General features: G+C 64.3%; 25 protein-coding genes and 1 tRNA gene. 9 read left to right on the plus strand and 17 right to left on the minus strand.

The annotated features are described in order from the left end of the window. Positions 1-34: 34 nt before the first annotated feature. The 4 genes from AC0ZJQ_RS11885 to AC0ZJQ_RS11900 form a co-directional block, all read right to left on the minus strand. Positions 35-463, minus strand: a complete 429-nt coding sequence (locus tag AC0ZJQ_RS11885; RefSeq protein WP_008570237.1) for a hotdog fold thioesterase — start codon at positions 461-463, stop codon at positions 35-37. Positions 464-538: 75 nt separating this feature from the next. Beyond that, positions 539-997 (minus strand): phosphohistidine phosphatase SixA, encoded by a 459-nt coding sequence (gene sixA, locus AC0ZJQ_RS11890; RefSeq protein ID WP_102829303.1) that lies wholly within the window; start codon positions 995-997, stop codon positions 539-541. Continuing rightward, a complete protein-coding gene (locus tag AC0ZJQ_RS11895; RefSeq protein ID WP_008570239.1) occupies positions 994-1,335 on the minus strand; it encodes a DUF4389 domain-containing protein in 342 nt (113 codons plus the stop codon). Before AC0ZJQ_RS11895 ends, sixA begins: the two co-directional genes overlap by 4 nt. Before the next feature lie 18 nt (positions 1,336-1,353). Then, positions 1,354-2,376, minus strand: coding sequence for an NAD(P)H-dependent glycerol-3-phosphate dehydrogenase (locus tag AC0ZJQ_RS11900; protein WP_008570240.1), 1,023 nt, complete (start codon positions 2,374-2,376; stop codon positions 1,354-1,356). Between the two features lie 387 nt (positions 2,377-2,763). Here AC0ZJQ_RS11900 and fabA point away from each other — a divergent pair, with 387 nt between their 5' ends. Beyond that, positions 2,764-3,279, plus strand: coding sequence for a 3-hydroxyacyl-[acyl-carrier-protein] dehydratase FabA (gene fabA, locus AC0ZJQ_RS11905; protein ID WP_003285418.1), 516 nt, complete (start codon positions 2,764-2,766; stop codon positions 3,277-3,279). A gap of 11 nt (positions 3,280-3,290) precedes the next feature. After that, positions 3,291-4,508 carry a beta-ketoacyl-ACP synthase I gene (gene fabB, locus AC0ZJQ_RS11910; protein ID WP_476476709.1) on the plus strand — a complete coding sequence of 406 codons (1,218 nt, stop codon included), beginning with the start codon at positions 3,291-3,293 and terminating at the stop codon, positions 4,506-4,508. Between the two features lie 112 nt (positions 4,509-4,620). On the opposite strand, the gene sstT is transcribed toward fabB, so the two are convergent. From sstT to AC0ZJQ_RS11930, 4 genes are all read right to left on the minus strand, one after another. Beyond that, complete coding sequence (sstT, locus tag AC0ZJQ_RS11915; protein ID WP_155550466.1) at positions 4,621-5,865, minus strand: serine/threonine transporter SstT; 1,245 nt, start codon at positions 5,863-5,865, stop codon at positions 4,621-4,623. Positions 5,866-6,102: 237 nt separating this feature from the next. Next, a complete protein-coding gene (locus AC0ZJQ_RS11920; protein WP_476476710.1) occupies positions 6,103-7,722 on the minus strand; it encodes a methyl-accepting chemotaxis protein in 1,620 nt (539 codons plus the stop codon). 133 nt (positions 7,723-7,855) lie between these two features. Beyond that, on the minus strand, positions 7,856-8,320 hold the full coding sequence (locus AC0ZJQ_RS11925; protein ID WP_008570247.1) for a DUF3859 domain-containing protein: 465 nt from the start codon (positions 8,318-8,320) through the stop codon (positions 7,856-7,858). Between the two features lie 50 nt (positions 8,321-8,370). Then, the gene (locus AC0ZJQ_RS11930; protein WP_476477774.1) at positions 8,371-9,399 is read right to left on the minus strand and encodes an amidohydrolase family protein; all 1,029 of its coding nucleotides are present in this window, start codon (positions 9,397-9,399) and stop codon (positions 8,371-8,373) included. A 246-nt stretch (positions 9,400-9,645) separates the two neighbouring features. Here AC0ZJQ_RS11930 and AC0ZJQ_RS11935 point away from each other — a divergent pair, with 246 nt between their 5' ends. Both AC0ZJQ_RS11935 and AC0ZJQ_RS11940 read left to right on the plus strand, forming a co-directional pair. Continuing rightward, complete coding sequence (locus AC0ZJQ_RS11935; protein ID WP_476476711.1) at positions 9,646-10,080, plus strand: OsmC family protein; 435 nt, start codon at positions 9,646-9,648, stop codon at positions 10,078-10,080. Between the two features lie 92 nt (positions 10,081-10,172). Beyond that, complete coding sequence (locus AC0ZJQ_RS11940) at positions 10,173-10,547, plus strand: YgaP-like transmembrane domain (RefSeq protein WP_476476712.1); 375 nt, start codon at positions 10,173-10,175, stop codon at positions 10,545-10,547. Between the two features lie 119 nt (positions 10,548-10,666). On the opposite strand, the gene AC0ZJQ_RS11945 is transcribed toward AC0ZJQ_RS11940, so the two are convergent. The 4 genes from AC0ZJQ_RS11945 to AC0ZJQ_RS11960 form a co-directional block, all read right to left on the minus strand. Beyond that, entirely contained in the window at positions 10,667-10,948 is a 282-nt protein-coding gene (locus AC0ZJQ_RS11945) for a hypothetical protein (RefSeq protein ID WP_043297142.1), read from the minus strand. 137 nt (positions 10,949-11,085) lie between these two features. Further along, the gene (locus AC0ZJQ_RS11950) at positions 11,086-12,306 is read right to left on the minus strand and encodes an aspartate aminotransferase family protein (protein WP_008570252.1); all 1,221 of its coding nucleotides are present in this window, start codon (positions 12,304-12,306) and stop codon (positions 11,086-11,088) included. A 138-nt stretch (positions 12,307-12,444) separates the two neighbouring features. Beyond that, positions 12,445-13,137, minus strand: a complete 693-nt coding sequence (locus AC0ZJQ_RS11955) for a crotonase/enoyl-CoA hydratase family protein (protein WP_008570253.1) — start codon at positions 13,135-13,137, stop codon at positions 12,445-12,447. A 93-nt stretch (positions 13,138-13,230) separates the two neighbouring features. Continuing rightward, positions 13,231-14,517 carry an HD-GYP domain-containing protein gene (locus tag AC0ZJQ_RS11960; RefSeq protein ID WP_008570254.1) on the minus strand — a complete coding sequence of 429 codons (1,287 nt, stop codon included), beginning with the start codon at positions 14,515-14,517 and terminating at the stop codon, positions 13,231-13,233. 215 nt (positions 14,518-14,732) lie between these two features. Between AC0ZJQ_RS11960 and AC0ZJQ_RS11965 the strand changes: the two genes are divergently transcribed. Further along, positions 14,733-14,822: transfer RNA gene (locus tag AC0ZJQ_RS11965), tRNA-Ser, on the plus strand. A gap of 71 nt (positions 14,823-14,893) precedes the next feature. On the opposite strand, the gene AC0ZJQ_RS11970 is transcribed toward AC0ZJQ_RS11965, so the two are convergent. Both AC0ZJQ_RS11970 and AC0ZJQ_RS11975 read right to left on the minus strand, forming a co-directional pair. Further along, complete coding sequence (locus AC0ZJQ_RS11970) at positions 14,894-15,217, minus strand: AzlD family protein (RefSeq protein ID WP_008570255.1); 324 nt, start codon at positions 15,215-15,217, stop codon at positions 14,894-14,896. Continuing rightward, positions 15,207-15,923, minus strand: a complete 717-nt coding sequence (locus AC0ZJQ_RS11975; protein WP_102829317.1) for an AzlC family ABC transporter permease — start codon at positions 15,921-15,923, stop codon at positions 15,207-15,209. The genes AC0ZJQ_RS11970 and AC0ZJQ_RS11975 overlap by 11 nt, the downstream gene beginning before the upstream one ends. A gap of 126 nt (positions 15,924-16,049) precedes the next feature. Between AC0ZJQ_RS11975 and AC0ZJQ_RS11980 the strand changes: the two genes are divergently transcribed. Continuing rightward, positions 16,050-16,916 (plus strand): LysR family transcriptional regulator, encoded by an 867-nt coding sequence (locus AC0ZJQ_RS11980; RefSeq protein ID WP_476476713.1) that lies wholly within the window; start codon positions 16,050-16,052, stop codon positions 16,914-16,916. A gap of 16 nt (positions 16,917-16,932) precedes the next feature. Here the strand turns inward: AC0ZJQ_RS11980 and AC0ZJQ_RS11985 are convergent, their stop codons facing one another. Both AC0ZJQ_RS11985 and AC0ZJQ_RS11990 read right to left on the minus strand, forming a co-directional pair. Then, entirely contained in the window at positions 16,933-18,717 is a 1,785-nt protein-coding gene (locus AC0ZJQ_RS11985) for a bifunctional diguanylate cyclase/phosphodiesterase (RefSeq protein WP_476476714.1), read from the minus strand. Positions 18,718-18,844: 127 nt separating this feature from the next. Further along, positions 18,845-19,285, minus strand: coding sequence for a hypothetical protein (locus tag AC0ZJQ_RS11990; RefSeq protein ID WP_008570261.1), 441 nt, complete (start codon positions 19,283-19,285; stop codon positions 18,845-18,847). Positions 19,286-19,405: 120 nt separating this feature from the next. Here AC0ZJQ_RS11990 and AC0ZJQ_RS11995 point away from each other — a divergent pair, with 120 nt between their 5' ends. The 3 genes from AC0ZJQ_RS11995 (at position 19,406) to AC0ZJQ_RS12005 (ending at position 21,326) form a co-directional block, all read left to right on the plus strand. Further along, positions 19,406-19,663, plus strand: coding sequence for a hypothetical protein (locus AC0ZJQ_RS11995; protein ID WP_146029401.1), 258 nt, complete (start codon positions 19,406-19,408; stop codon positions 19,661-19,663). 35 nt (positions 19,664-19,698) lie between these two features. Then, positions 19,699-20,055 carry a rhodanese-like domain-containing protein gene (locus AC0ZJQ_RS12000; protein ID WP_102829319.1) on the plus strand — a complete coding sequence of 119 codons (357 nt, stop codon included), beginning with the start codon at positions 19,699-19,701 and terminating at the stop codon, positions 20,053-20,055. A 137-nt stretch (positions 20,056-20,192) separates the two neighbouring features. Further along, positions 20,193-21,326, plus strand: coding sequence for a mechanosensitive ion channel family protein (locus tag AC0ZJQ_RS12005; protein ID WP_476476715.1), 1,134 nt, complete (start codon positions 20,193-20,195; stop codon positions 21,324-21,326). Positions 21,327-21,336: 10 nt separating this feature from the next. Here the strand turns inward: AC0ZJQ_RS12005 and acs are convergent, their stop codons facing one another. Further along, positions 21,337-23,292 (minus strand): acetate--CoA ligase, encoded by a 1,956-nt coding sequence (gene acs, locus AC0ZJQ_RS12010; protein ID WP_476476716.1) that lies wholly within the window; start codon positions 23,290-23,292, stop codon positions 21,337-21,339. Positions 23,293-23,628: the final 336 nt, after the last annotated feature.

The raw sequence follows: 23,628 nt of genomic DNA on the forward strand, positions 1-23,628 counted from the left end.
ATGCCAAACAACGGACCGGGGCGGGTCGCCTGCGTTATTCGGCGAGCGGCACTATCGCCACCGTCAGCCGCGAGATGCAACTGGGCTTGCCATCTTCGCCATGCAGACGAATGTCCCAGACATGCGTCGAGCGCCCCAGATGCACCGGGCGGCACACGCCGGTGACTCGCCCGCTGCGCAGCGCGCGCAGGTGGTTGGCGTTGACTTCGAGCCCGACGCAATAGAAGCGGCTGGTGTCGATGCAGTGATAGCTGGCCATCGACCCGAGGGTCTCGGCCAACACCACCGACGCCCCGCCGTGCAGCAGGCCGTACGGCTGATGGGTACGCGCATCGACCGGCATGCTCGCGGTGATGGACTGGTCGTCGAAGGACTCGAAGCGAATATCCAGCAATTCGCTGATGGTGTTCTTGCGGTTGCTGTGCAGGCTGTCCAGATCGGGCTGACGCTTCCAGATACTCAAGGGCACGCACTCCATTTCCATGTTGTTGTTATCGAATGGCACGTTTGCCGGCTGCCGGCAGGCTTGGTCCGACGCTCAGCGTGCGTGGCGCAGCGAGACCAGGCGCATCAGGCCGGCGGCCAGCGCTTCGCCTTCCAGTTCGGCGAGGCTGGAGGTCGCCATCGGCAACGACTCATCACGCTGGCCATGCACCAGCCAGCCACCGAGCGTACCGACGAAAGGCTGATGCGTCACCAGCAGCAGATGCTGTTCAGTGCGTCGGTCCAGATACAGCATGGCTTCGCGCAGGTCCGAATCGGGCGTCGCCCAGGGCACGGTCTCGAACGCACCGCTGAAACCCAACTCCTGACGAACGATTTCCGCCGTCTGCTGGGCGCGCTGATAGGGGCTTACCAGAATCGTCTGCAACGGCTGGTTGCGCAGATGCACGGCAATCGCCCGCACATCGAGCCGCCCCTGCTCGGTCAGATTGCGCTCGGCGTCCGTACGCGCCCGCGGCTCGGCCTCGCCGTGACGTAATAGCCAGAGTTTCATGGCGTTGGCTCTTGTGGCGTGGAGGGCGTCGACGGCGCTGTCGGCGCGCTCGGCAGGTCGGCGGCACGCGGGGCCGGCCAGTCCGACAACGGCCAGGGCTTTTGCTCGGTATTGAAGGTGCCGAAACGGCCGATTTGCGCGATGTACTGGCTCAGGCTGTCGCCAAACCCCTGCAGACTCGGGTCCGGCTGACCCTTGAGTACACGCAGGACCAGCTGCAGCAGCACGACGACCAGCAGCACCAGCTCGGCCAGCTGCCAGACGAGAAAGAACAGCAGCATCCAGACGATCCGCAGAATCAGCGACTCACGCTCGGCGCCGTGATTGGATTGGTTCATGGTTTTCTCTTGTCCTGTTCAAAAGCCGTCGGTGGAAATGAAGTCGATATCGGTCTTCGGTTCGCCACGCATCAGCGCGCCGATCACCTGATCGAGCGTACGCCCCTCGAAAAGCACCGCATGCAGCCCCGCGACCAGCGGCATATAGACCTGCATCTCCTCGGCCTTGGTCTTGAGCACCTTGATGGTGTTGACGCCCTCGGCGACTTCGCCCAGGCGCGACACCGCTTCCTCGAGACTCAGCCCCTCTCCCAGTGCATGGCCGACCTGGAAGTTGCGACTCTTGGGCGAGGTGCAGGTGACGATCAGGTCGCCGACCCCGGCCAGACCGAGAAAAGTCATCGGATTGGCGCCGAGCTTGACCGCGAAGCGCGTCATCTCGGCGAGTGCGCGGGTGATCAGCATGCTGCGGGTGTTCTCGCCCATGCCCAGCGCCGCCGCCATCCCCGCCATGATCGCGTAGACGTTCTTCAGCGCCCCCCCCAGCTCGACGCCGAAGCGGTCGGCGCTGGCGTAGACGCGAAACGTGCGCCCATGCAGGACTGCCTGCACGTTGCGACATAGTGCCTCATCGGCGCTGGCCACCACGGTGGCGGTGAGCGCATGCTCGGCAACTTCGCGCGCCAGATTCGGCCCGGACAGCACACCGATGCGTGCCTGGGGTGCGATTTCTTCGAGGATCTGGCTCATCAGCTTGAAGCCGTGTGCCTCGATACCTTTGGTCGTGCTGACTAGCTGCTTGCCCGCCAACTGTGCGGAAAACGGCTGCAGCGCCTGGCGCAACGCGCTGGACGGCAGTGCGACGAAGATCAGTTCGCACGCATCCAGGGTCTGCGCCAGATCGGTGGTCGGCTGCACCTGCGGCAGGATGGTCACACCCTTGAGATAGCGCGGGTTCTGCCGCTGACTGCGAATGCTCTCAGCCTGCTCGGGGTCGCGCATCCAGAGCCGGACATCGTGCCCGTTCTCCGCCAGCAGATTGGCGATCGCAGTACCGAAACTGCCGCCGCCGAGCACGGCGATGGGTTGCTTAGCTGTCATGTGGTTACCGTAATGAGCCATTCGCGATGGCAATAGCTGGACATTATACGTTGCACATCGCACGCAGCCACCGCCCAACCGGGCCAGGCAGCGGCACTTCGCGGCGCATTGGCGAGGTCACCGCATTCCTGCGTTGAACATTGGTCTATGACACGAAGCCGCTGCAAAATCCTCGTGATGTGGCAAGGAGTGTTAAAGTAGCCCGCCATCTCCGTCCTCACTTTTGCTGCAGCGGCGGGCTGGAGAAGCGATGACCGACTGTCCACGCTGTGACTTTAGCCACAACGCGACAGTCTATGACTAGTCTTTATAACCAGGCTCCGCTTGCCGGCGCCGGTCAGTGAGCAGCGAAAAGCCCTGCATAGAAGGGCCCATTGAGGAATACGCATGACCAAACAACACGCCTTTACTCGGGAAGACCTGCTTCGTTGCAGCCGCGGCGAGCTCTTCGGTCCCGGTAATGCGCAACTGCCCGCACCGAACATGCTGATGGTCGACCGTATCGTTCACATCAGCGAAGTCGGCGGCAAGTATGGCAAGGGCGAGCTGGTCGCCGAACTGGATATCAACCCTGATCTCTGGTTCTTTGCCTGCCACTTCGAAGGCGATCCGGTCATGCCCGGTTGCCTGGGCCTGGACGCCATGTGGCAGCTGGTTGGCTTCTACCTCGGCTGGCAGGGTAACCCCGGCCGCGGCCGCGCTCTCGGCTCGGGCGAAGTGAAATTCTTCGGCCAGGTCCTGCCGACCGCCAAGAAGGTCACCTATAACATCCATATCAAGCGCACCATCAACCGCTCGCTGATCCTCGGCATCGCCGACGGTACTGTCAGCGTCGATGGCCGCGAGATCTACAGTGCCGAAGGTTTGCGCGTCGGCCTGTTCACTTCTACAGACAGCTTCTGAAGGACATCCGCATGCGTCGCGTCGTGATCACTGGCCTGGGTATCGTTTCCTGCCTGGGCAATGACAAAGAGACCGTCTCCGGCAACCTGCGCGCCGGTCGCCCCGGCATCCGCTTCAATCAGTCCTATGCAGACATGGGTCTGCGCAGCCAGGTTTCCGGCTCCGTCAATCTGAACCTCGAAGAGCTGATCGACCGTAAGGTCCTGCGCTTCATGGGCGACGCTGCCGCCTACGCCTACCTGGCCATGGAGCAGGCAGTGAAGGACGCCGGCTTCAGCCTCGATGACATTTCCAACCCGCGCATCGGCCTGGTGGCCGGTTCGGGTGGTGCGTCGACCATCAACCAGATGGAAGCCATCGATATCCTGCGCGACAAGGGCGTCAAGCGCATCGGCCCATACCGCGTGCCGCGCACCATGAGCAGCACCGTGTCGGCCTGCCTGGCCACACCGTTCCGCATCAAGGGCATCAACTACTCCATCGCCTCGGCCTGCGCCACCAGCGCGCACTGCATCGGCCACGCGATGGAGCAGATCCAGATGGGCAAGCAGGACGTGGTCTTCGCCGGCGGCGGTGAAGAAGAGCATTGGAGCCAGAGCTGCCTGTTCGACGCCATGGGTGCGCTGTCCAGCCAGTACAACGAGACCCCGGAAAAGGCCTCCCGCGCCTACGACGCCAAGCGTGACGGCTTCGTCATCGCCGGCGGTGGCGGCATGGTGGTGGTCGAGGAACTGGAGCACGCGCTCAAGCGCGGCGCGCGCATCTATGCCGAGATCGTCGGCTACGGCGCGACCTCCGACGGCTACGACATGGTCGCACCGAGCGGCGAAGGCGCACTGCGCTGCATGCAGCAGGCAATGTCCACTGTCGACGGCCCGATCGACTACCTCAACACCCACGGCACCTCCACTCCGGTGGGCGATGTAGCCGAAATCCGCGCCGTGCGCAACATGTTCGGCGACAAGATCCCAGCCATCAGCTCGACCAAGAGCCTGTCCGGCCACTCGCTGGGCGCCGCAGGCGTGCACGAAGCGATCTACTCGATGCTGATGATGGAAGGCAACTTCATTGCAGGCTCGGCCAACATCGACGAGCTGGACCCGGAAGTCGCCGACATGCCGATCCTGCGTGAAACCCGCGAGAACGTGCAGCTCGACACCGTGATGAGCAATAGCTTCGGCTTTGGCGGCACCAACGCCACGCTGGTGCTCAAGCGCTGGAAAGGCTGATTCGACCAGCGTCTGCAACACATAAAAACGCCCCGATCTTCGGGGCGTTTTCGTTTGTACGGCTATATCACCTCGCGTCGACGGAGCGCTCCGCCGACGCTGCAATGGCCGATCAGCTCAGCGGCTGGTCGTCCACTTCGATGCTGTCGTCGTGGGCAATGCAGGATGCCGCGGTGAACAGCACGTCAGTGGAAGAATTCAGCGCAGTCTCGGCGGAATCCTGCACCACGCCGATGATGAATCCAACCGCAACCACCTGCATCGCCAGGTCGCTGGAGATGCCGAACAGACCGCACGCCAGCGGAATCAGCAGCAGCGAGCCTCCGGCCACCCCCGACGCACCGCAGGCACAGACCGACGCCAGCAAGCTCAGCAGCACCGCCGTTGGCAGATCGACCGGGATACCCAGCGTATGCACCGCAGCCAGCGTCAGCACGCTGATGGTGATTGCCGCGCCGCCCATGTTGATGGTGGCGCCCAGCGGAATCGAAACCGAGTAGGTGTCCTTGTGCAGCCCCAGACGCTGGCAGAGCTGCAGGTTGACCGGGATGTTCGCCGCCGAGCTGCGCGTGAAGAAGGCCGTGATGCCGCTCTCGCGCAGGCAGGTAAGCACCAGCGGATACGGGTTGCGGCGAATCTGCCAGAACACGATCAGCGGATTGACCACCAGCGCGGTGAACAGCATGCTGCCAACCAGCACCAGCAACAGCTGCATATAGCTCAGCAGCGTCTCGAAACCGGAAGCAGCCAGCGTATTGGCGACCAGCCCGAACACCCCCAGCGGAGCCGTCCGGATTACCACCTTGACGATCAGTGAGACCGCGCTCGACAGATCGCTGACCAGTTGGCGAGTACTCTCACCGGCATGGCGAAACGCGAAGCCCAGACCAATGGCCCAGGCCAGGATGCCGATGTAGTTGCCTTCGATCAGCGCATTTACCGGATTGTCCACCACATTGAACAGCAGCGTGCGCAGCACGGCGCTCACACCGGCTGGCGGCACCACGTCGGCAGCCTGGCGCACCAGCACCAGTTCGGTGGGAAACAGGAAGCTCGCGGTCACTCCGACCAACGCCGCGGCCAGCGTACCGATCGCGTAAAGCATGATGATCGGACGAATATGCGTCGGCTGGCCGTGCTGGTGGCTCGCGAGCGAAGCGGTGACCAGGACGAACACCAGCACCGGCGCGACCGCCTTCAGCGCAGCCACGAACAGGTCGCCCAGCAGCCCCACCGACTGTGCCGCCGACGGCCACAGTAAGGCCAGCAGGCAGCCCAGCACGAGCCCGACGACAATCTGAGCGACCAGACTGGTACGGTTGATGAATCGGAAGAAACGGTTTGGCAGGTCAGACATGATACTGCTCTCGAAATTGACGGGGCCGGACAGCTTGCACCGGCCCACGCCGATCGCTGCGACCTGCAGGCCGAGAGCCGTTTGCCGCCCGGAAAGCGCCGGATACTACGCCGCTCGCGCGTGCAAGCCCAGCCTTGCCATTGCGCACCGCCCCGCTGAAGCGTAGCAGTCGCCGGCCGGATATTCGTGGGAACACCTGACCGGCACAGCATAAGCACCGCTCACAAAACCGGATTTTCAGACCCGAAAGCGCGTCACCAGCCCATTCAGATCGACCGCCAGGCGTGCCAGTTCCTGACTGGCGGCACTGGTCTGATTGGCGCCCGCGGACGTCTGCAGCGACAGGTCTCGAATATTGACCAGATTGCGATCCACCTCGCGCGCAACCTGCGCCTGCTCTTCCGAGGCGCTGGCGATCACCAGGTTGCGCTCGCTGATCTGACCGATCGCCAGAGCGATGGCGTCCAGCGCGGCGCCGGCGGCCTGCGCCACTTCCAGCGTGGTGCGGGCGCGCTGGTTGCTCGCCTGCATCGCCTGTACGGCCTGGTCGGTACCCTGGGAAACATCGCCGATCATCTGCTCGATTTCCTGGGTCGACTGCTGCGTGCGGTGCGCCAGCGCGCGTACCTCGTCGGCGACCACGGCGAACCCGCGCCCTGCATCCCCCGCCCGCGCCGCCTCGATGGCTGCGTTGAGCGCCAGCAGATTGGTCTGCTCAGCGATCGCACGGATCACATCCAGTACCTTGCTGATCTCACGCACACGCCCGGCCAGCTGCTCGACCACCGTGGCGGTGTGAGTGACGTCGTTCGCCAGCAGGCCGATGGAATCGACGGTTCGAATCACCTGCTGGCGCCCCTGCTGCGCCGTCTCGTCGGATTCGCGCGAAGCTTCGGAAGTAGCCACGGCATTGCGCGCCACCTCGTCAACCGCCGTGGTCATCTCGTTGACAGCGGTGGCAGCCTGCTCGATCTCGGTGTTCTGCTGGTGCAGGCCGCGGGTGGAATCCTCGGTCACCACATTCAGTTCCTCGGCCGCCGAGGCGAGCTGATTCGACGAATCGGAAATCCGCTGGATCGTCTCGCGCAGGCTGCCCTGCATCGCCTTCAGCGACATCAGCAGCCGCGCCGGCTCATCGCTGCCGGCAATCTCGATCGACTGGGACAGATCGCCCCCGGCAACGACCTCAGCAACCTTCACCGCCTGTCCAAGCGGCTGCACGATGCTGCGGGTAAAGAGCCAGGCCAGCAGCCAGGTCAGCAGCCCGGCAACCACCAGCATTGTGATCATCCAGGCGCGCGCCTGGGTGAAATAGTCTTGCGCACTTCTGGCAGAAAGCTGAGCCTGGGTGTCGTTGAACCTCACCAACTCGCGCACCGCCTCGCTCATCGCCGAAGCCGTCTCGTTGAGCTGGGAGCCGACCACCTCTACCGCAGCTTCCAGCTGCCCGCTGCTCTCCAGCCGCTGCACCTCATCGAGTACGCCATCGAAACGCTGGCGCGCGTTCACGTAGCCGTCGAAGAGCGCCTTTTCCTCAGACATGAAAATGGTTTTCGCATAGGCATCTTCCAGCGGCTTCAGCTCGCTGCGGAATTTGCTGACGGCCGCCCGGTTGGCCTCGAGGCGCGAGCGGTCGATCAACAGACGCAGCGTGTGGATGCGGATGCGCAGCGTATGTTGATTGAGCTCACCCAGTGCGGTGATGCTCGGCAGCCACTGATTGCTGACCTTCGCCGCCTCATCGCGAATCATGGTCATCTGCCGCAGGGCGAAGACGCCCAGCAGCAGCACGATAAGCCCGATCAGGCCGAACCCCAGGGCCGAGCGCCTGGAGATATTCATATTGCGGATAAACATGGGACGTCCTCGCTCCATGACGAATGTTTCTGGCAGGCAGACTGCCAACTCGGTCACATTATCGGAGCGACTGTTACGAACCTTGAATAATTGACGTCAAGAAACCAACATTTTGCGACCAAAGGTCGAGTGGTCAACGCACGTCGAAACGCTGCTCCACGAGCTTGCGATCACCTTGGAACACCATGAAATGCCATTCGCCGCGCACCAGCTCGTGGTGTTCGGTGAATTCGAACGCCATCACGTCATCTGCCGCACCCGGAACCAGCGCCTGCACTACTTCCAGCTTGTCGTGGCGTTCGCCGTCCGGGGTAACCAGGCCCGGCGTGAAATAGAGCAGCGTCAGCGGCGTATCGCCTTCGCGTTTGCCGGCCAGGCTGTAGCGCAAGCCGAACTTGGTGCCCAGCTTTGCCGGCACAACGGTGGTGCGCTCGATCGGCTGCTTGCCGGTGCGCAGGATGCGCTGCCCTGCCTCCAGTTCGCTCTGCGGACTTTCGAATACACCGTATTCGACATCGCCGTTCAGGCGCACCTCAGCCACGGCACTACCGCCAAACAGCAAAGCGGCACTCAGGCAGATCACAGATTTCAGTCGCATATCCAGCCTCTGATTCGTATGGAGAGGCTGGAGAATATGACGCGATCATTTCAGCGACGTGACACGCCCTCGTCGCCCGCGCCGGCGGGAGGCAGCAGCGCGAGGAAATTGTCCCGCGCCACCCGGCGCGCGGTCTTCTCCTTCAACGCATCGAGAAACGGCGCAAACGCCGCCATCCCTGTGCCCAGGTTGTCGAAGTGCCCGACCACATCCGAGCCCAGCACGAAGCGCGTCGGGTGCCGTTCGACCAGCGCCACCCATTGCGCGTCAGGCTTGCCGTCGCCATCGAGCAGATAGGGTTCGAGCATCGTCCAGGACAGATCGATGTAGAGATTGGGATAGTCGTCGAGTAGCCGCTTCACCGTCGGCAAGAGAAACTCCAGTTTCTCCTGATGCCGATGCAGCTCCATGCTGGTGCCGGCATGCGCCCAGATGAAGCGCGTATGCGGATGGTTGCGCAACGGCTCTTCCAGCTCCTGCAGGTAGAGCGGATTGCGCTCGCGCTTGGAGGTGATGTTGGAATGCAGCAGCACCGGCAGATCGAACTCGGCCGCCAGGTGATAGACCCGCGCCAGCGCCTCGTTGTTGGCGCGCGGCGTGTCGCCCTCGGTCAGCGCGGTGACGTCATCATGACGGGTGAATATTTCGCCGATGCCCTGCCAGATGCCCGGATGCAGCTCGAGCATGCGGCGGATGTGCGCATCGGCATTCTTGTCGTTGGGGTTGAACCCCGAAAGGAATGGATGAAAACGCTTGCGCTGCGCGGGATCCAGCTCCTCCAGCGCCGCGGCGACCAGCACGTCGGTGGCGCTGTACCAGTACACTGGCGCGTCGTCACCGGCGTAATAGCGCGGGCGCTTCGGTTCGTTCTCGTGCCACTTCTTCGCCACCGGGATGCCGCTGATCATCACGTGATCGATGCCCCCCGCGTCCATCGCCGCGAGCAGTTTGGGCATGCCATCGCTCTCCTGGAAGAAGTCGACGTAGTGCAGATGGGCATCGCTGTAGCGATAGTCACGCGCCTGCGCGGTGCAGGCCAGGCCGAATAGGCAGCAGGTGATGAAGCAGAAACGTACGATCGACAACTCAGGTCCTCCAGGCAACCAGCCTGGTAGACCATGACGCCTGCTGACCGTTCGGCTTGACGAGTGGCTTCACCGGGCCCCGCAAGGCGACCACAAACGAGAATACAGCCGCACCAAATACCCCCACCAGTATTTGACCGATATCAAACGCACCAGCGTTCGCCCTCGCTAGGATCAGCGAATCGCTGCGCGGCAAGGGTGTCGCCAGCATTCGCAACCTCGCTCCGAAGGAATCCAAGCATGGCCATGAAAACCATCAGTGCACGCGGACAGATGCAGGCTGGCATGAGCATCGCTGTGGAATGCGGACATCATCGTCTGGTGATGGACCAGCCCAAGCATGCCGCCGGACAGGACCTCGGGCCGACGCCACTGGAAGCCATCCTCGCTGCGGTTGCCGGTTGCTTCGGCACCATTGGCCGCTTCGTCGCCCATCAGCAGAAGATCGAACTGCGCGGCATGCGTTTCGAACTCGAGGCCGACTACGATCCGGCCGGACTGCTCGGCCGCGATCCCGATGTACGTCCGGGCTTCCAGGAGCTACGCGTGAAGGTCGACATCGACGCCGACCTGAGCCGGGCAGAAAAGCAGGCTCTGCTCGAGCTGATCGAACGGCGCTGCCCGGTGGCCGACAACCTGGCGCATGGCACCCGCCTGGTCAGCCAGTTGCTCTAGGCGAACGTCATTTGTGAGTCCGTCGGTCCAGTACCGCGAACGGCGCGCATCGGTTCGAGTCAGTCATTGAGAACGTCCTCGGAGCTTTCACCATGAACTCAACCTCCTCGAACCGATCCAGCCAAAACGTGCACGGCTGGGAGCGCGCCGCCTCGCTTGCCGGCGGCCTTTACCTGCTCGGCAAGGGCCTGCGCCGCGGCGGACTGGGTGGCCTGTTGCAGCTGGCCATGGGCGGCATGGCGCTGACACGCGGCATAACCGGGCACTGCGAAGCCAAGCGCATCTTCAACGAGATCGATGAACAGGCCGGTATGGCCGAAGGAACATCCCGCCACCTGCCGCTGGAGCCGAGCGAATCCGATCGCCAGCGCCTGCGCAGCAATGCCCGGGCGGCCACGGCGACCGCGACGGTAACCGGCAATACGGGGCTGGAAACGCCGGCAGGCGGTTCAACCGGCCTCGGCTAGATCGCGAGACCACGCATGCATACCGCCCGGCGCTGTCGACACGCCGGGCCTGCTGCCGCGTCAGCCACTTCCTTGCGAAGTGGCTGTAGTTACTTACGCGGCGCACGCAGGCATGCGGCTCAGTGATTGCAGTCAGGACCGTGGACGTGCCCTTCGTCACCTTCCTCGATCGGCTCCATCTCCAGCTCCAGGCTGACCAGATTGGTCGCCAGCGGACGCAGCAGCAGATTGGCGTACTCGGTATCGCCCTCCTCCACGTCCACCCCGATCATTAGCTGGTTGTTGCCGACCTGTTGAATCCACACCTCACGGCCTTGCCAGATCACCGCAAAGCGGGTGCAGGATGTTTCCAGCTGGGTTCCGTCGACATCTTCCAGAACCAGTCGCAGGCTATCGCTCATTTGCAAATACTCTCGTTCGTTGAAAAAAATCGCCGGCATCGCTGCCGGCGTTCAGCTGATGACGGCAGGCCCCGATCCAGCGGACCGGCAGTGAAAAGCGCCAGGCACCTTTCACGCTGCCTGCATCCAGAAATCGCTCAGGCCTGGACCAGCGCGGCGATCGCGCGCTCGAACCGCTCCAGCCCTTCGTCGATATCGGCATCCTCGATCACCAGGCTCGGCGCCAGGCGTACCACGTCCGGGCCGGCCTGCAGCACCATCAGGGCCTGCTTTTCCGCCGCCGCGCAGAAGGCTCCCGCCTTGCCCTTCCACGCCTCGCTCAATACACAGCCGATCAGCAGACCGCGGCCACGCACCTGGCTGAACACACCGTAGCGCTCGCCGAGCTGCAGCAGCCGGGCCTTGAAGCGCTCGTGCCGCGCTTTGACCCCGCCGAGCACTTCTGGCGTGTTGACGATGTCCACCACCGTTTCCGCCACGGCGCAGGCCAGCGGGTTGCCGCCGTAGGTGGTGCCGTGGGTGCCGACGCTCAGGTGCGCCGCCGCCTCGTTGGTGGTCAGCATGACGCCGATCGGGAAGCCGCCGCCCAGGCTCTTGGCATTGGTCAGCACATCCGGCGTGACGCCGTAGTGCATGTAGTCGAACAGTTTGCCGGTGCGGCCCATGCCGGTCTGCACTTCGTCGAAGATCAGCAGCGCGTTGTGCTCGTCGCACAGCTGGCGCGCGCCTTCCAGATAGGCCTGCTCGGCCGGCAGAATGCCGCTCTCGCCCTGAATCGGCTCCAGTACCACGGCGCAGGTCTTGTCGGAGATCGCTGCCTTCAGCGCGGCGAGGTCGTTGTAGGGCACATGGGTGATGCCCTCGATCTTCGGTCCGAAGCCATCGGAATATTTCGCCTGGCCGCCCACGGTGACGGTGAACAGCGTACGCCCGTGGAAACTGTTGACCGCCGAGATGATCTCGAACTTCTGCGGACCGTAAACATCATGAGCGTAGCGGCGCGCCAGCTTGAACGCGGCCTCGTTGGCCTCGGCGCCGGAATTGCAGAAGAATGCGCGGTCGGCGAAGGTCGCGGCAACCAGCTTCTTGGCCAGGCGCAGCGCCGGTTCGTTGGTATAGATGTTGGAGACATGCCAGAGCTTGCCGGCTTGCTCGGTCAGCGCCGCCACCAGGGCCGGATGCGCATGGCCCAGCGCGTTGACCGCGATGCCACCGGCGAAGTCCACCAGTTCTCGACCGTTCTGATCCCACACTCGCGAACCCAGACCGCGGACCGGCACGAAGGCCGCGGGGGCGAAGGTGGGAACAATGACCTGGTCGAAATCGGCGCGTTCTACCGGGGTATGCGGGGCGGACATCGGGGCTCTCCTGCGAGGCGACACGGATAGGAAATGAAAACGCCCCGCCAGCGGCGGGGCGTTACCGGCGCAGTGTAAACGCAGGATCACCGTGATTGCGCGGTCGCGAGAAAATTTCTCGCGCCGCAACGCAGCCGCTTACAAGGCGAAATGCTGCTGGTCCAGCTCGATTGCCTGATCGAGCGCTTCGAGTAGCGCCTGGCGGACCTTCAGCTTGGTATTGCGGTGCGCAACCATGTTGATCTTCTTCAGTTGCAGCGCAGCCGCCTTGGCCACCGCCATGACTTCGCCCACCGGCACCACACGGTCGAGGAAGCCAGCCTGCACGGCGCCCTGTGGGTCGAACAGCTCACCGTTGACCACTGAACGCTGGAATGCCGCCTTGTCCAGCCGGTCGCGCGCCAGCTCGATACCGGCATGGTGCATGGTCATGCCGATCTGCACCTCGTTGAGCCCGATATTGAAGGCCCCCTCGGCGCCGATACGATAATCGGCCGCCAGCAGCAGAAACGCCCCCTTGGCGATGGCATGCCCCGGACAGGCGACGATGATTGGGAACGGGTGAGCCAGCATCCGGCGGGTGAAGCGCGATCCGGTGGCGACCAGCGCCATCGCGTTCTGCGGCCCGGAAGTCATCACCTTGAGGTCGTAGCCGCCGGAAAGGATGCCCGGCTGCCCGGTCAGAATCACCACGGCGCGATCCTGCTCGGCGCGGTCCAGTGCAGCATTCAGCTCATCGAACATGGCGGGAGACAGCGCGTTAACCTTGCCGTTGGCGAGGGTCAGCGTCGCGATGCCGTCTTCGATCTGGTACGAAATCAGCTCACTCATGGCGAATTCCTTGTTCTTGAAGTGCGCAGACGTTACCCACCGCCACCGCCCCGGTAAAGCGCCAAGACTGACCGAACGGTCACCAATCTGCTGCTATCCGACCTCAAGTTCGGCTAGCGATTCGGGATGCAAGATGGCTTGCACCTGTGCATCGGCGATGAACACACCGTACGCGCCGTCGGCCAGGCCATTGCCGATCCGGTAAGGCGTGCCCTCGGCATCCACGGTGATGCGCGCCAGGTCCAGGTAGCGCGGCGCGCAGGGATTCTTCTGCGCATCACGCAGCACTACGATCTTCGGCCGCAGCTGCAGTTGCACGTGCCGCTCCAGCACCAGCGCGACCTCGCCGGTGTGCAGCTCCACCAGCGAGCCGACCGGGAAAACCCCCAGCCAGCGAATGAATTCATCCACCAGACGGTCATCGAAATGCCGGTCGCTGCCGCCGCGCAGCACATCGTAGGCGGCCTGGATCGGCCGGGCGTGGTCATAAACCCGGTGGCTGGTGATCGCATCGAAGGTGTCGACGATGGTCACCACGCGAGTGATGAAGGGAATCTGGCTGCGATCGAGCCCCTGGGGGTAGCCGCCGCCATCCAGCCGCTCGTGGTGACCGTGGGCCGCCTGCAAGGCCGCCCCCGGAATGTCCGATTGGGCGCACAGTGCCTGATAGCCGAACGACGGGTGCTGCTTGATGTGCTCGAACTCCTCGGCCGTGAGCTTCCCCGGCTTGTTCAGCACCTGCGGATCGATCTTCATCTTGCCGACATCGTGCAGCAGCCCGGCCATGCCGAGCAGCTCGATCTTGGCATCCGGCAGCCCGAGGTGCTTGCCGAATCCCATCGCCAGAATGGACACCGACAGGCAATGCAGACTGGTGTACAAATCCTGCGTCTTCAAGCGCGTCAGCCAGAGCATCGCACTCTCGTTGCGCAGCATGCTTTCCAGGTTGCGCCGGACCACCGCATGACAGGCCTTGGTGTCGATCGGGCGCCCCAGCTGCACGCTGGCCAGTACCTGATCGATCAGTTGCGCACCGGCATGGAAGGCCTCGTGGGCGCGCTCGACCTCCTGCGAAAGCGGTGTGCTCGCTGCGCTGCGCTGCACTCGCCCAGGCGCAGCGGATAGCCCGCCCCGGCCACCGTCATCCAGCGGCACGTAGCGGGTATCGTCGACATAGACGTGCTCGCAGCGCTCACGCAACAGGCGAAGCTGTTCGACGTCACGCAGGGCAAAGCCCTGGAACAGGAAATCCGTCTCGCGCCACGGGCGATCAAGCTCGCAGACATACATGCCCAACTCCAGCTGGCCGACCGGCAGCTGCCGCCGGGTGGGCACATGGACGGCATCGCGATGCCTGCGCTTGTTCTCGAAAAACTTCACCTGACCACTCCTGGCTCCCCCGCATCCCACCCCTGACATAGCTGAAACGCAGCGAGGGCGACAGTAAACCAGACGGCCGGCACCGCTCCATGGCAACTTTCCCGACACCGAAGTTGCTGCTTAAACACATGAAAAAACTGAAAAAAGTTTTTGCCATCTGAATACTGTTCGGCTAAATTAGCGCGCCTCGACGGACAGCATGCTCGTCGAGATCCGGTGAGGTGTCCGAGCGGTTGAAGGAGCACGCCTGGAAAGTGTGTATACGAGAAATCGTATCGAGGGTTCGAATCCCTCCCTCACCGCCAGACCATAAAGCTAAAGCCCTGAAAAATAATATTTTTCGGGGCTTTTTGCTTTTTACCCTCCGCTACCGGCGCTAAATCGCGCCATTTCCGAACTGTCGGACCAGCGCCGCGACCAGAATGCCGACGGCGATCGCCGGCAGCGGTTTCTTCACCACCAGCATGACTGCCGCGGTCGCGAGCAAGGCCAGCCGTGCGCCGAGATCACCTTCCAGCGCCAGCGGTGCCAGCAGCGCCACCAGCACCGAGCCGGACATGGCACTGATGAAGCGCCGAACCCGCGCACCCAACGGCACGAACGACATCACGTACACGCCGCCCCAGCGGGTCGCCAGGGTTACGCCGGCCATGACCAGCACCAGAATCAGCGCGCCAAGCCCGGTGGTTTCAACGCTCATTGGTTTTCTCCGCCCACAACAGCCCGGCACCGCCGCCCGCCAGCGCCCCCACGACGACATGCGTGTTCTCCGGCAGGTACCGATAGGCCAGCAACGATGCGCACGCGGCGACGCTCCAGATCGCCAGGGTGCGCAGGTTCTTCTCGCCACCCACCACCATCGCCAGCAGGAAGCAGCCCATCACCATGTCCAGCCCCAGCTGTCTGGGCTCCTGGATGGCGCCACCGAACTGCACGCCCAACCAGGTACCCACCACCCAAAATGACCACAACGCGATGCCGCCACCCAGCAGCAGGCCGATACCGGGCTTGCCCCGGTTGAATGCCTGCAGCGACATCGCCCAGTTGGCATCGGACGCCACCAGCATCACCGCGTAGCGCTTGCCCGGTGGCAGCTGGCGCAGCCACGGATAAAGCGTCGCCCCCATCAGTAGGTGGCGGGCATTGATCGCGAACACCGTGATCACCAGCGTGAACAGCGGCACCTGCGGGCCCCACAGTTCCAGCGTGGCGAACTGCGAAGCACCAGCGAACACCAGCGTGCTCATGGCGATGATGATCGAATCCGCCAGCCCCGCCTGCACCGCAGCGAGCCCGAAGGCGGCCCCGAACAAGGTGACGAATAACGCCAGCGGCACGAGCTGGCGGAAACCGGTCCAGACCATTCGCCGGTCGAACTCATGCAGATTGGTATCGGCTTCGAACATCACGCAGTCTCCCGTTGCTCTGCGCTGGCGCCCAGAGATAGCGATCACTATGCATTCGGCGGCCTGGCGAAAAAACCGCATACTTCAGCTATAAACCATTCGCTTTTCAAATAGCTGGGCGTACCGATGAATCATCAGGATCTGCAGATCGACTGGCTGAAGTGCTTCGTGGCTGTAGTGGATGCCGGCTCGCTATCGGCTGCCGCGCCGCAGGTGCACCGTTCCCAGTCGGCAATCAGCATGCAGCTCAAGAAGCTGGAAGCGGCGCTGGATTGCCAACTGCTGCTGCGTGGGCCGCGGCAGCACCAGCTCACGCCGCAGGGGCAATTGCTGCTGGGCTACGCGCGCCGCATGCTCGACGTGCACGGCCAGGCGCAGGCGGCCTTTCATGGCGAAGAGCTGACCGGACGCATCCGTCTGGGCGTGCCGGATGACTATGCCGCGCGCTACCTGACGCCCGTGCTCAGGCGTTTTGCGCCGCATCACGGCGCGGTGGAAATCGAGCTGATCTGCGAGCAGTCGACCGCACTGATTCCGCGCGTCGAGCGCGGCGACCTCGATCTGGCGCTGGTCTCGCGGGATCATCCGCGGCACGGCACGCTGCTGTTTCATGAGCCGATGGTGTGGGTCGGCGCCGACTCGTTCCAGCTCTGGCGACGCGACCCGCTGCCCATCGCCGTCTACGAAGACGCCAGCCTGGCCAGGCGCAGCGCCATCCACTCCCTGGCGTTGCAAGGCCGTCGCTATAAGGTCGTGTACAACAGTTCCAGCCTGGCCGGGCAGATCGCTGCCGTCGAGAGCGGACTGGCCGTCGCGGTACTGACCCAGTGCAGCGCGCCGGCACACCTGCGGATACTCGGCAGCGACGAAGGCCTGGGGCCGCTGGAGCCGATGGAAGTCGCGGTTTACCGCAGCCGGGCCTCGCACGGCGCCAAGGCCGTGGACAGCCTGCATGACTTGCTGGTCAAGACGCTGCGGCTCTCACCGGCCTGAGCGCCGCACCCGCCGCCTACGAAACCATCGCCGCCGCGCCAGCGGCCCGCACCGCCTGCGGGGCAAGGCGATGCAGGCTGTAGCCGGCCTGCTTCTTCGCCGCGCGCTTGGCGTCCGAGGCCAGCGCGGCAAGACTGCCGGCGTCCAGCCCGTGCGGTTGCTCGCCGTCCAGCAGCACCACGCCGATCGACAGCGACAGCAGCGGATAGCGCTCCGGCTGGCCCGCCCGATCCTCGGCGACGAAGCAACCTTCGGCCAGGTGATCGGCACGGTAGAACTGGCGCACCCGCTGCTCGAAATGAGCGAACAGGCGTTCGAGCCGCGCATGCCAGTCGTCGCAGCGCAGCACCAGCATGAAATCGTCACCGCCGATATGCCCGATGAACTCGCTGACCGGGTCGATCGCATCGTTGAGGCACTGCGCCAGGCACAGCAGCACCTCGTCGCCCTTGGCATAGCCGTAGAGGTCGTTGAAGGGCTTGAAGTTGTCGACGTCCACGTAGCAGATCGCCGCCTCGCAGTGCTGCTGCAACAGGCGCGACAGACTCTGCTGGATCGGCACGTTGCCCGGAAGCAGCGTCAGTGGGTTGGCATGCCGCGCCTGCTGGATCTTCATTTCGGTGATCAGCTTGAGCAGGTCCATCACGCGCCCGAGGCCCTGGTAGCGGCCGTCGAGAGTGATGATGAAATCCTCGTCTACGCGCTGGCGGGCGCGGCTGGTCAGCAGGCGGCTGACCTGCTGCAGCGACTGGCTGATTTCCACCGACAGGTAATCGGTACTCATCAGACGGCTGACCGGCTTGCGCTCCAGCAGCTCGGTGGCGAACGGTTTGAGCAGCGCATCGGAAATCAGATGCCGATGCACGATACCGACCGGGCGCTGTGCATCGTCCAGCACGGCGAGCGAGCCGAGGCTCGGCTGCAGGCGGAAGATTTCCAGCAGCTCGGCGATCTGCCGTTCGGCGCCAATTGCCTGCTGCTCGATCAACAGCGGCGCCAGCGGCGAGGCGTTCTCCTGCGACTCGGCGGCCGCGGCAATCGCCGAGGGCAGGACCTCCTCGGCATCGAGCAACGGCCGCTCCTGCGGACGTCCCAGCAGATAGCCCTGCACCAGATCGACGCCCATTTCCGTCAATACGGCCAGCTCTTCGGGCAGCTCGATGCCTTCGGCAATCACCTCCGCCTTCGAGGCACGGGCGATACGCAGGATCGACTCGACGAACTCGCGCTTGAGCCGGTCCTGGTGGATGCCATCGATGAAGTAACGATCAATCTTCACGTAGTCGGGACGCAGTTCCGACCACAGGCGCAGACTCGAATAACCCGCGCCGAGATCGTCCAGCGCAATCAGAAAGCCCATCGCCCGATAGTGGTGCAGGGCAGCGTGCAGAACCTCGAAATCCTCGGTGGGCGACTGCTCGGTGAGCTCGATGACCACCTGGCTGGCGGGAATGCCGTAGGTCTGCAGCAGCGCCAGCGTGCGGCCGGCGCGGTGGTCATGGTCGAGCAGCGAGTCCGGCGAGGCATTGAGGAACAGCTTGCCCGGCAGTGCGCCCTCGCGGAAACGCCGGCAGGCGTTCTGCCGGAAGCTCACCTCCAGCGCGTCCAGGCGCCCGGCGTGACGGGCCGCAGCCAACAGGTTGATCGGCGAATGCAGGGCGCTGTTGGACGGCCCGCGGCTCAGGGCTTCGTAGCCCAGTACGCGGCGTTCGGACAGCGACACGATGGGCTGAAACAGCGTGGTGATGTCGCCGTGGGCAAGAATGCGGTTGAGTGTGCCCAACTGCTCGGTGACGGTCATGGAGGTTCTCGTTGGCCTGGAAGACGCCGCGCATGACGGCGCAGCGTATTCCATGCCTCCTACGTTGCAATCTGATGACAAGATGGCAAATTGCAATCACTCAAGCCCTTCCAAGCCCGCCAGGCAGTTACGGTCGCGCCGCGCCACCGCCGGTCGGCCCGCCTTGGGTCGCGCCGTTACCGCCACCTGTTCCCATTTCACCCGCAGCGCCGTTGGCGGGCGGAACGGGTGTTGGCGTGGTGGCCGGTCGGTCCGGCGCGAGGGGCCGTTCGTCGCGTGGATCGCCACTGGCCGAATCGTCGAGTCGCGGCACGCGCGGCGCGCGGCGCACATCGCTGGCGGGACGATCCGGCGCGGTGGCATCGCCGGCCGGCGCGCCAGAGGAGTCGATGACCTGGTCGAGCTGCTGGCGCTGCCGCTGCATCTCCACCCCGCTGCGCTGGCGCTCTTCGCGCATTTCCATGCCGCTGCGCTGGCGTTGTTCCTCCAGGGTTGGGGCGTTTTGAGCCAGCGCCGGCGGTATCGCCACGACGCTCAGCAGGAACAGCGAAAGCGGATGAATCTTCATGAGGATGCCTCCACGGGCGGCTGTGCTGTTCCCCTTGGACAACAGGCAAACGTCGCCCGCTGCACCGTTCGCCGGACGCGCGCGGTACGGAACTTGCTGCGACCCTGCCAACCGGAGTCGATGTTGCGAACCGTGACGTTCGCACATGCTGACCGCGCATCGCACAGAGGAAATGACGCCACGATGATTGCCTCTAAAGACCTGCCAGCCGCCTGCGCTTCGCGCCGGCTGGAGCATGTCGAGCACGCCGCGGCGCATTCAGAACAAGAAGAAGGCCACACGATGTTCAAGCAGAAAAAGTTCCGGCAGGCCACACTGATCCTCGTCGCCACTGCGGTGATATTGATCCTGCCCAACCTCACCCGGCTGTTCGGTTGAGGTACGCGGCGGGAAGTCAGCACGAGGACTCCGCCATGCGCCTGTTACCCCTCCTTCTCACCCTTTCGCTGAGCCTGCCGGTCGTGGCCGGCGAAATCGACCGCCCGGCCGCAGTCCAGGCGCTGCAGATGCCGGACACGCTGTTGATCGACGTGCGCAGCAGCGAAGAATTCGCCGAAGGCTCGATTCCGGGCGCCATCAACATCGAGGAATCCGCGCTGGCCGGCAGCATCGCCGAGGTCGCGCCCGACAAGGACGCCACCGTGGTGCTCTACTGCCGCACCGGGCGGCGCTCGTCGGTAGCGCAGGACGAGCTGCAGGCGCTGGGCTATCGCAACGTCATCAATGGCGGCGGCTACGAAGAATTGCTGCCTCTGCTACCGCTCGACTGATTCGCCACGCGGCGCCCGTCCGCCGCACTCGCCTCCCACGCCCAGGGGAACTTCTCGGCGACAGGGGCTACTGAAAACCGTAGCCCTTTGCCCGCGCGCCACCCGGCGCGCGCCGTCGCCGTGGAGGATTCGAATCAATGAAGTGGGACGTTCTGCTGGACGAAACCCTGTGGATCAACATCGCCATCGTCGCTGCCATCACCGGGGGCAGCTACGTGCTGCTACGCGCCATCCTGAAACTGGTCACCAACCGCCTGAAGCACATGCTCAATGGTTCGCGCAGCGGCTTTGCCGGGATCGCCGCGCAGATGCTGGAGAACACCAGCAGTCTGCTGATTCTCGCCTTCTCGCTGCTGATCGGTCTGAAGGTGGTGGAGCTGCCCGAGCGTTGGGAATCGGCGATGTCCCACGGCTGGTTTGTCGCCCTCGCGTTCCAGATCGCCCTGTGGCTGGACACCGCGGTGCGCCTGTGGATGGACAGCCTGACCCGCGACGGCAAGGCGCGCAATCCGGTGACCACCACCATCATCGGCATCATGCTGCGCCTGGTGGTGTGGACCATGATGCTGCTGTCGATCCTGGCCAACCTGGGCGTGAACATCACGGCGATGGTCGCCAGCCTCGGCGTCGGCGGCATCGCCATCGCGCTGGCGGTACAGACGCTGCTCAGCGATATCTTTGCCTCGCTGTCGATCGGCATCGACAAGCCGTTCGAGATCGGCGACTTCGTGGTGTTCGGCGAGGTGGCCGGCACCATCGAGCACATCGGCCTGAAGACCACGCGCATCCGCAGCCTGAGCGGCGAGCAGGTGGTATGCGCCAATGCCGACCTGCTCAAGCAGATCCTGCACAACTACAAGCGCATGAACACCCGGCGCATCGTCTTCAAGTTCGGCATTTCCTACCGCACGCCGTCGGCCAAGGTGCGCGAGGTGAGCGCGCTGGTGCGGCGCATCATCGAAGGGCTGGAGGCGGTCAAGTTCGATCGTGCGCACTTTCTCTCATTCGACGAAAGCCAGCTGACCTTCGAGGTCGTCTACATCATGCAGACGTCCGACTACAACCAGTACATGGACGTGCAGCAGGAGATCAATCTCGCGCTCATCGACGGTCTGAAGGAGCTGGAAGTGGACTTCGCCCACCCGACCCGCCGGATCGAATTCATTGGCGGCAGCTTCCCGGAACTGAGCGTCGCCGGGCTCGCAGCCGGGCAAGCGGACGCAAGCCCGGCGCGCGAGCAGGCCGGGCCGCGGCTGGCGCCCGGTCGCTGATGCCGGCGGCTCAGCCGCGGTGCATCGCCCGGTGCGCATCCACCAGCTGCTGCACCACCGCCGGATCGGCCAGCGTCGAGGTGTCGCCCAGGCCGTCGTAGTCCTGCGTGGCGATCTTGCGCAGCAGGCGACGCATGATCTTGCCCGAGCGCGTCTTCGGCAGCCCGGGCGCCCACTGGATGGTATCCGGCACCGCAATCGGGCCGATCTGCCGGCGCACCCACTGCTGCAGCTCCTGACGCAGCCGGTCGCTCGGCTCGACGCCCGCCAGCAAGGTCACGTAGACGTAGATGCCCTGCCCCTTCAGCGCGTGCGGCACTCCGACCACCGCCGCCTCGGCGACGTTCGGGTGGGCGACCAGCGCGCTCTCGATCTCCGCGGTGCCCATGCGATGGCCGGAGACGTTGAGCACGTCGTCCACCCGCCCGGTGATCCAGTAGTAGCCATCCTCGTCGCGCCGCGCGCCGTCGCCGGTGAAGTACATGCCGCGGAAGGTCTTGAAGTAGGTGTCGACGAAACGGTCGTGGTCCTTGTAGATGGTGCGCATCTGCCCGGGCCACGAATCGAGGATCACCAGATTGCCCTCCGCCGGCCCCTCCAGCAGGTTGCCGAGGTTGTCCACCAGCCCCGCCACCACGCCGAAGAACGGCCGCGTCGCCGAGCCCGGCTTGAGCGCGGTGGCGCCCGGCAACGGGCTTATGAGGATGCCGCCGGTCTCGGTCTGCCACCAGGTATCGACGATCGGGCAGCGCGACTGGCCAACCGTCTCGTAGTACCAGTGCCAGGCCTCGGGGTTGATCGGCTCGCCGACGCTGCCGAGCAGACGCAGGCTGGAACCGTCGGCGCCCTGCACCGCCGCATCGCCCTCGGCCATCATCGCGCGGATCGCCGTCGGCGCCGTGTAGAGGATGTTGACCTTGTGCTTGTCGATGATCTGCGCGATGCGGGTGACGTCCGGGTAGTTCGGCACGCCCTCGTACATCAGCGTGGTGGCGCCGTTGGCCAGCGGGCCGTAGATCAGGTAGCTGTGCCCGGTGATCCAGCCGATATCGGCGGTGCACCAGTAGATTTCGCCAGGGCGGTAGTCGAAGACCCGTTCGTGGGTCAGCGCGGCGTACAGCAGGTAGCCGCCGCAGGTGTGCAGCACGCCCTTGGGTTTACCGGTGGAACCGGAGGTGTAGAGGATGAACAGTGGCTCCTCGGCGCCCATCTCCTTCGGCGCGCAGACTTCGCCGGCCACCCGCATCAGATCGTCGTAACTGATGTCGCGGTGCTTGTGCCAGCGGATATCGGCGCCGGTGCGGCGTACCACGATGATCTTCTGCACGCAGCCAGTCTGCGGGTTGGTCAGCGCCTCGTCGACGTTTTCCTTCAGGGGCACAGTCTTGCCACCGCGCAAACCTTCGTCGGCGGTGATCACCACCTTCGACTGGCCGTCGATGATGCGCCCCGCCAGCGCCTCCGGCGAAAAGCCACCGAACACCACCGAGTGGATCGCGCCGATGCGCGCGCAGGCCAGCATCGCCACCGCGGCCTCGGGAATCATCGGCATGTAGATCGTCACCACATCGCCACGATGGACATCCTGGCCGCGCAACGCATTGGCAAACTTGCTGACCTCGCGGTGCAGCTCGCGGTAGGTGATCTCACGGTGCTCGGAGGGGTCATCGCCCTCCCAGATGATCGCCACCTGATCGCCCCGCTCGTCCAGGTGGCGATCCAGGCAGTTGGCCGCGACGTTCAGCGTGCCGTCGGCGAACCACTTGATGTCCACGTGGTGATCGTCGAAGGAGGTGCGTTTGACCTCGGTGAACGGTTTGATCCAGTCCAGCCGCGCGGCCTGCTCGCGCCAGAAGCCGTCGGGATTGATGACCGACTGCTGATACAGCGCCTTGTAGGTGGCTTCGTCGGTCAGCGTATGGGCGGCCGCCTCGGGCCGTACGGGATAGAGTGACGCAGCATTCATGGGGAATTACCTCATGTCGGTCCGGTAACGCTCATCAAGTTGTGCAAACCCTGTCCTACAGGCGAACCCTACGAACCCGAGTGACTGGCGGGACTGCGCGTACGCAATCCTGGCCAGCCGACAACCAAACGCCTGACGACATGTTCGCCGCACACCGACCGCACACGGTGGCGGATGACTAGAGGATAGACAGTGGATCGGCCGCGCATTTCCCTGCGCGCGACGGGAGAATGCCGCCGGCAGGTGCAACCATCCCGGCGCACGCGGCGGCGTGGGGTGCGTGGGCAGTTGCGGCGCCTGTCGGTACAGCCGGCGACGAGGCAGTTTTTGGCGAGG

It is taken from the genome of Stutzerimonas sp. 21-1, from assembly GCF_056336065.1.

Bases quoted from the DNA above. Each gene is read 5' to 3' on its own strand.
- sixA (WP_102829303.1), bottom strand. From the start codon at position 997: ATGAAACTCTGGCTATTACGTCACGGCGAGGCCGAGCCGCGGGCGCGT.
- AC0ZJQ_RS11895 (WP_008570239.1), bottom strand. From the start codon at position 1,335: ATGAACCAATCCAATCACGGCGCCGAGCGTGAGTCGCTGATTCTGCGG.
- AC0ZJQ_RS11900 (WP_008570240.1), bottom strand. From the start codon at position 2,376: ATGACAGCTAAGCAACCCATCGCCGTGCTCGGCGGCGGCAGTTTCGGT.
- fabA (WP_003285418.1), top strand. From the start codon at position 2,764: ATGACCAAACAACACGCCTTTACTCGGGAAGACCTGCTTCGTTGCAGC.
- fabB (WP_476476709.1), top strand. From the start codon at position 3,291: ATGCGTCGCGTCGTGATCACTGGCCTGGGTATCGTTTCCTGCCTGGGC.
- sstT (WP_155550466.1), bottom strand. From the start codon at position 5,865: ATGTCTGACCTGCCAAACCGTTTCTTCCGATTCATCAACCGTACCAGT.
- AC0ZJQ_RS11920 (WP_476476710.1), bottom strand. From the start codon at position 7,722: ATGTTTATCCGCAATATGAATATCTCCAGGCGCTCGGCCCTGGGGTTC.
- AC0ZJQ_RS11925 (WP_008570247.1), bottom strand. From the start codon at position 8,320: ATGCGACTGAAATCTGTGATCTGCCTGAGTGCCGCTTTGCTGTTTGGC.
- AC0ZJQ_RS11935 (WP_476476711.1), top strand. From the start codon at position 9,646: ATGGCCATGAAAACCATCAGTGCACGCGGACAGATGCAGGCTGGCATG.
- AC0ZJQ_RS11940 (WP_476476712.1), top strand. From the start codon at position 10,173: ATGAACTCAACCTCCTCGAACCGATCCAGCCAAAACGTGCACGGCTGG.
- AC0ZJQ_RS11945 (WP_043297142.1), bottom strand. From the start codon at position 10,948: ATGAGCGATAGCCTGCGACTGGTTCTGGAAGATGTCGACGGAACCCAG.
- AC0ZJQ_RS11950 (WP_008570252.1), bottom strand. From the start codon at position 12,306: ATGTCCGCCCCGCATACCCCGGTAGAACGCGCCGATTTCGACCAGGTC.
- AC0ZJQ_RS11955 (WP_008570253.1), bottom strand. From the start codon at position 13,137: ATGAGTGAGCTGATTTCGTACCAGATCGAAGACGGCATCGCGACGCTG.
- AC0ZJQ_RS11970 (WP_008570255.1), bottom strand. From the start codon at position 15,217: ATGAGCGTTGAAACCACCGGGCTTGGCGCGCTGATTCTGGTGCTGGTC.
- AC0ZJQ_RS11975 (WP_102829317.1), bottom strand. From the start codon at position 15,923: ATGTTCGAAGCCGATACCAATCTGCATGAGTTCGACCGGCGAATGGTC.
- AC0ZJQ_RS11980 (WP_476476713.1), top strand. From the start codon at position 16,050: ATGAATCATCAGGATCTGCAGATCGACTGGCTGAAGTGCTTCGTGGCT.
- AC0ZJQ_RS11985 (WP_476476714.1), bottom strand. From the start codon at position 18,717: ATGACCGTCACCGAGCAGTTGGGCACACTCAACCGCATTCTTGCCCAC.
- AC0ZJQ_RS11990 (WP_008570261.1), bottom strand. From the start codon at position 19,285: ATGAAGATTCATCCGCTTTCGCTGTTCCTGCTGAGCGTCGTGGCGATA.
- AC0ZJQ_RS11995 (WP_146029401.1), top strand. From the start codon at position 19,406: ATGTTGCGAACCGTGACGTTCGCACATGCTGACCGCGCATCGCACAGA.
- AC0ZJQ_RS12000 (WP_102829319.1), top strand. From the start codon at position 19,699: ATGCGCCTGTTACCCCTCCTTCTCACCCTTTCGCTGAGCCTGCCGGTC.
- AC0ZJQ_RS12005 (WP_476476715.1), top strand. From the start codon at position 20,193: ATGAAGTGGGACGTTCTGCTGGACGAAACCCTGTGGATCAACATCGCC.
- acs (WP_476476716.1), bottom strand. From the start codon at position 23,292: ATGAATGCTGCGTCACTCTATCCCGTACGGCCCGAGGCGGCCGCCCAT.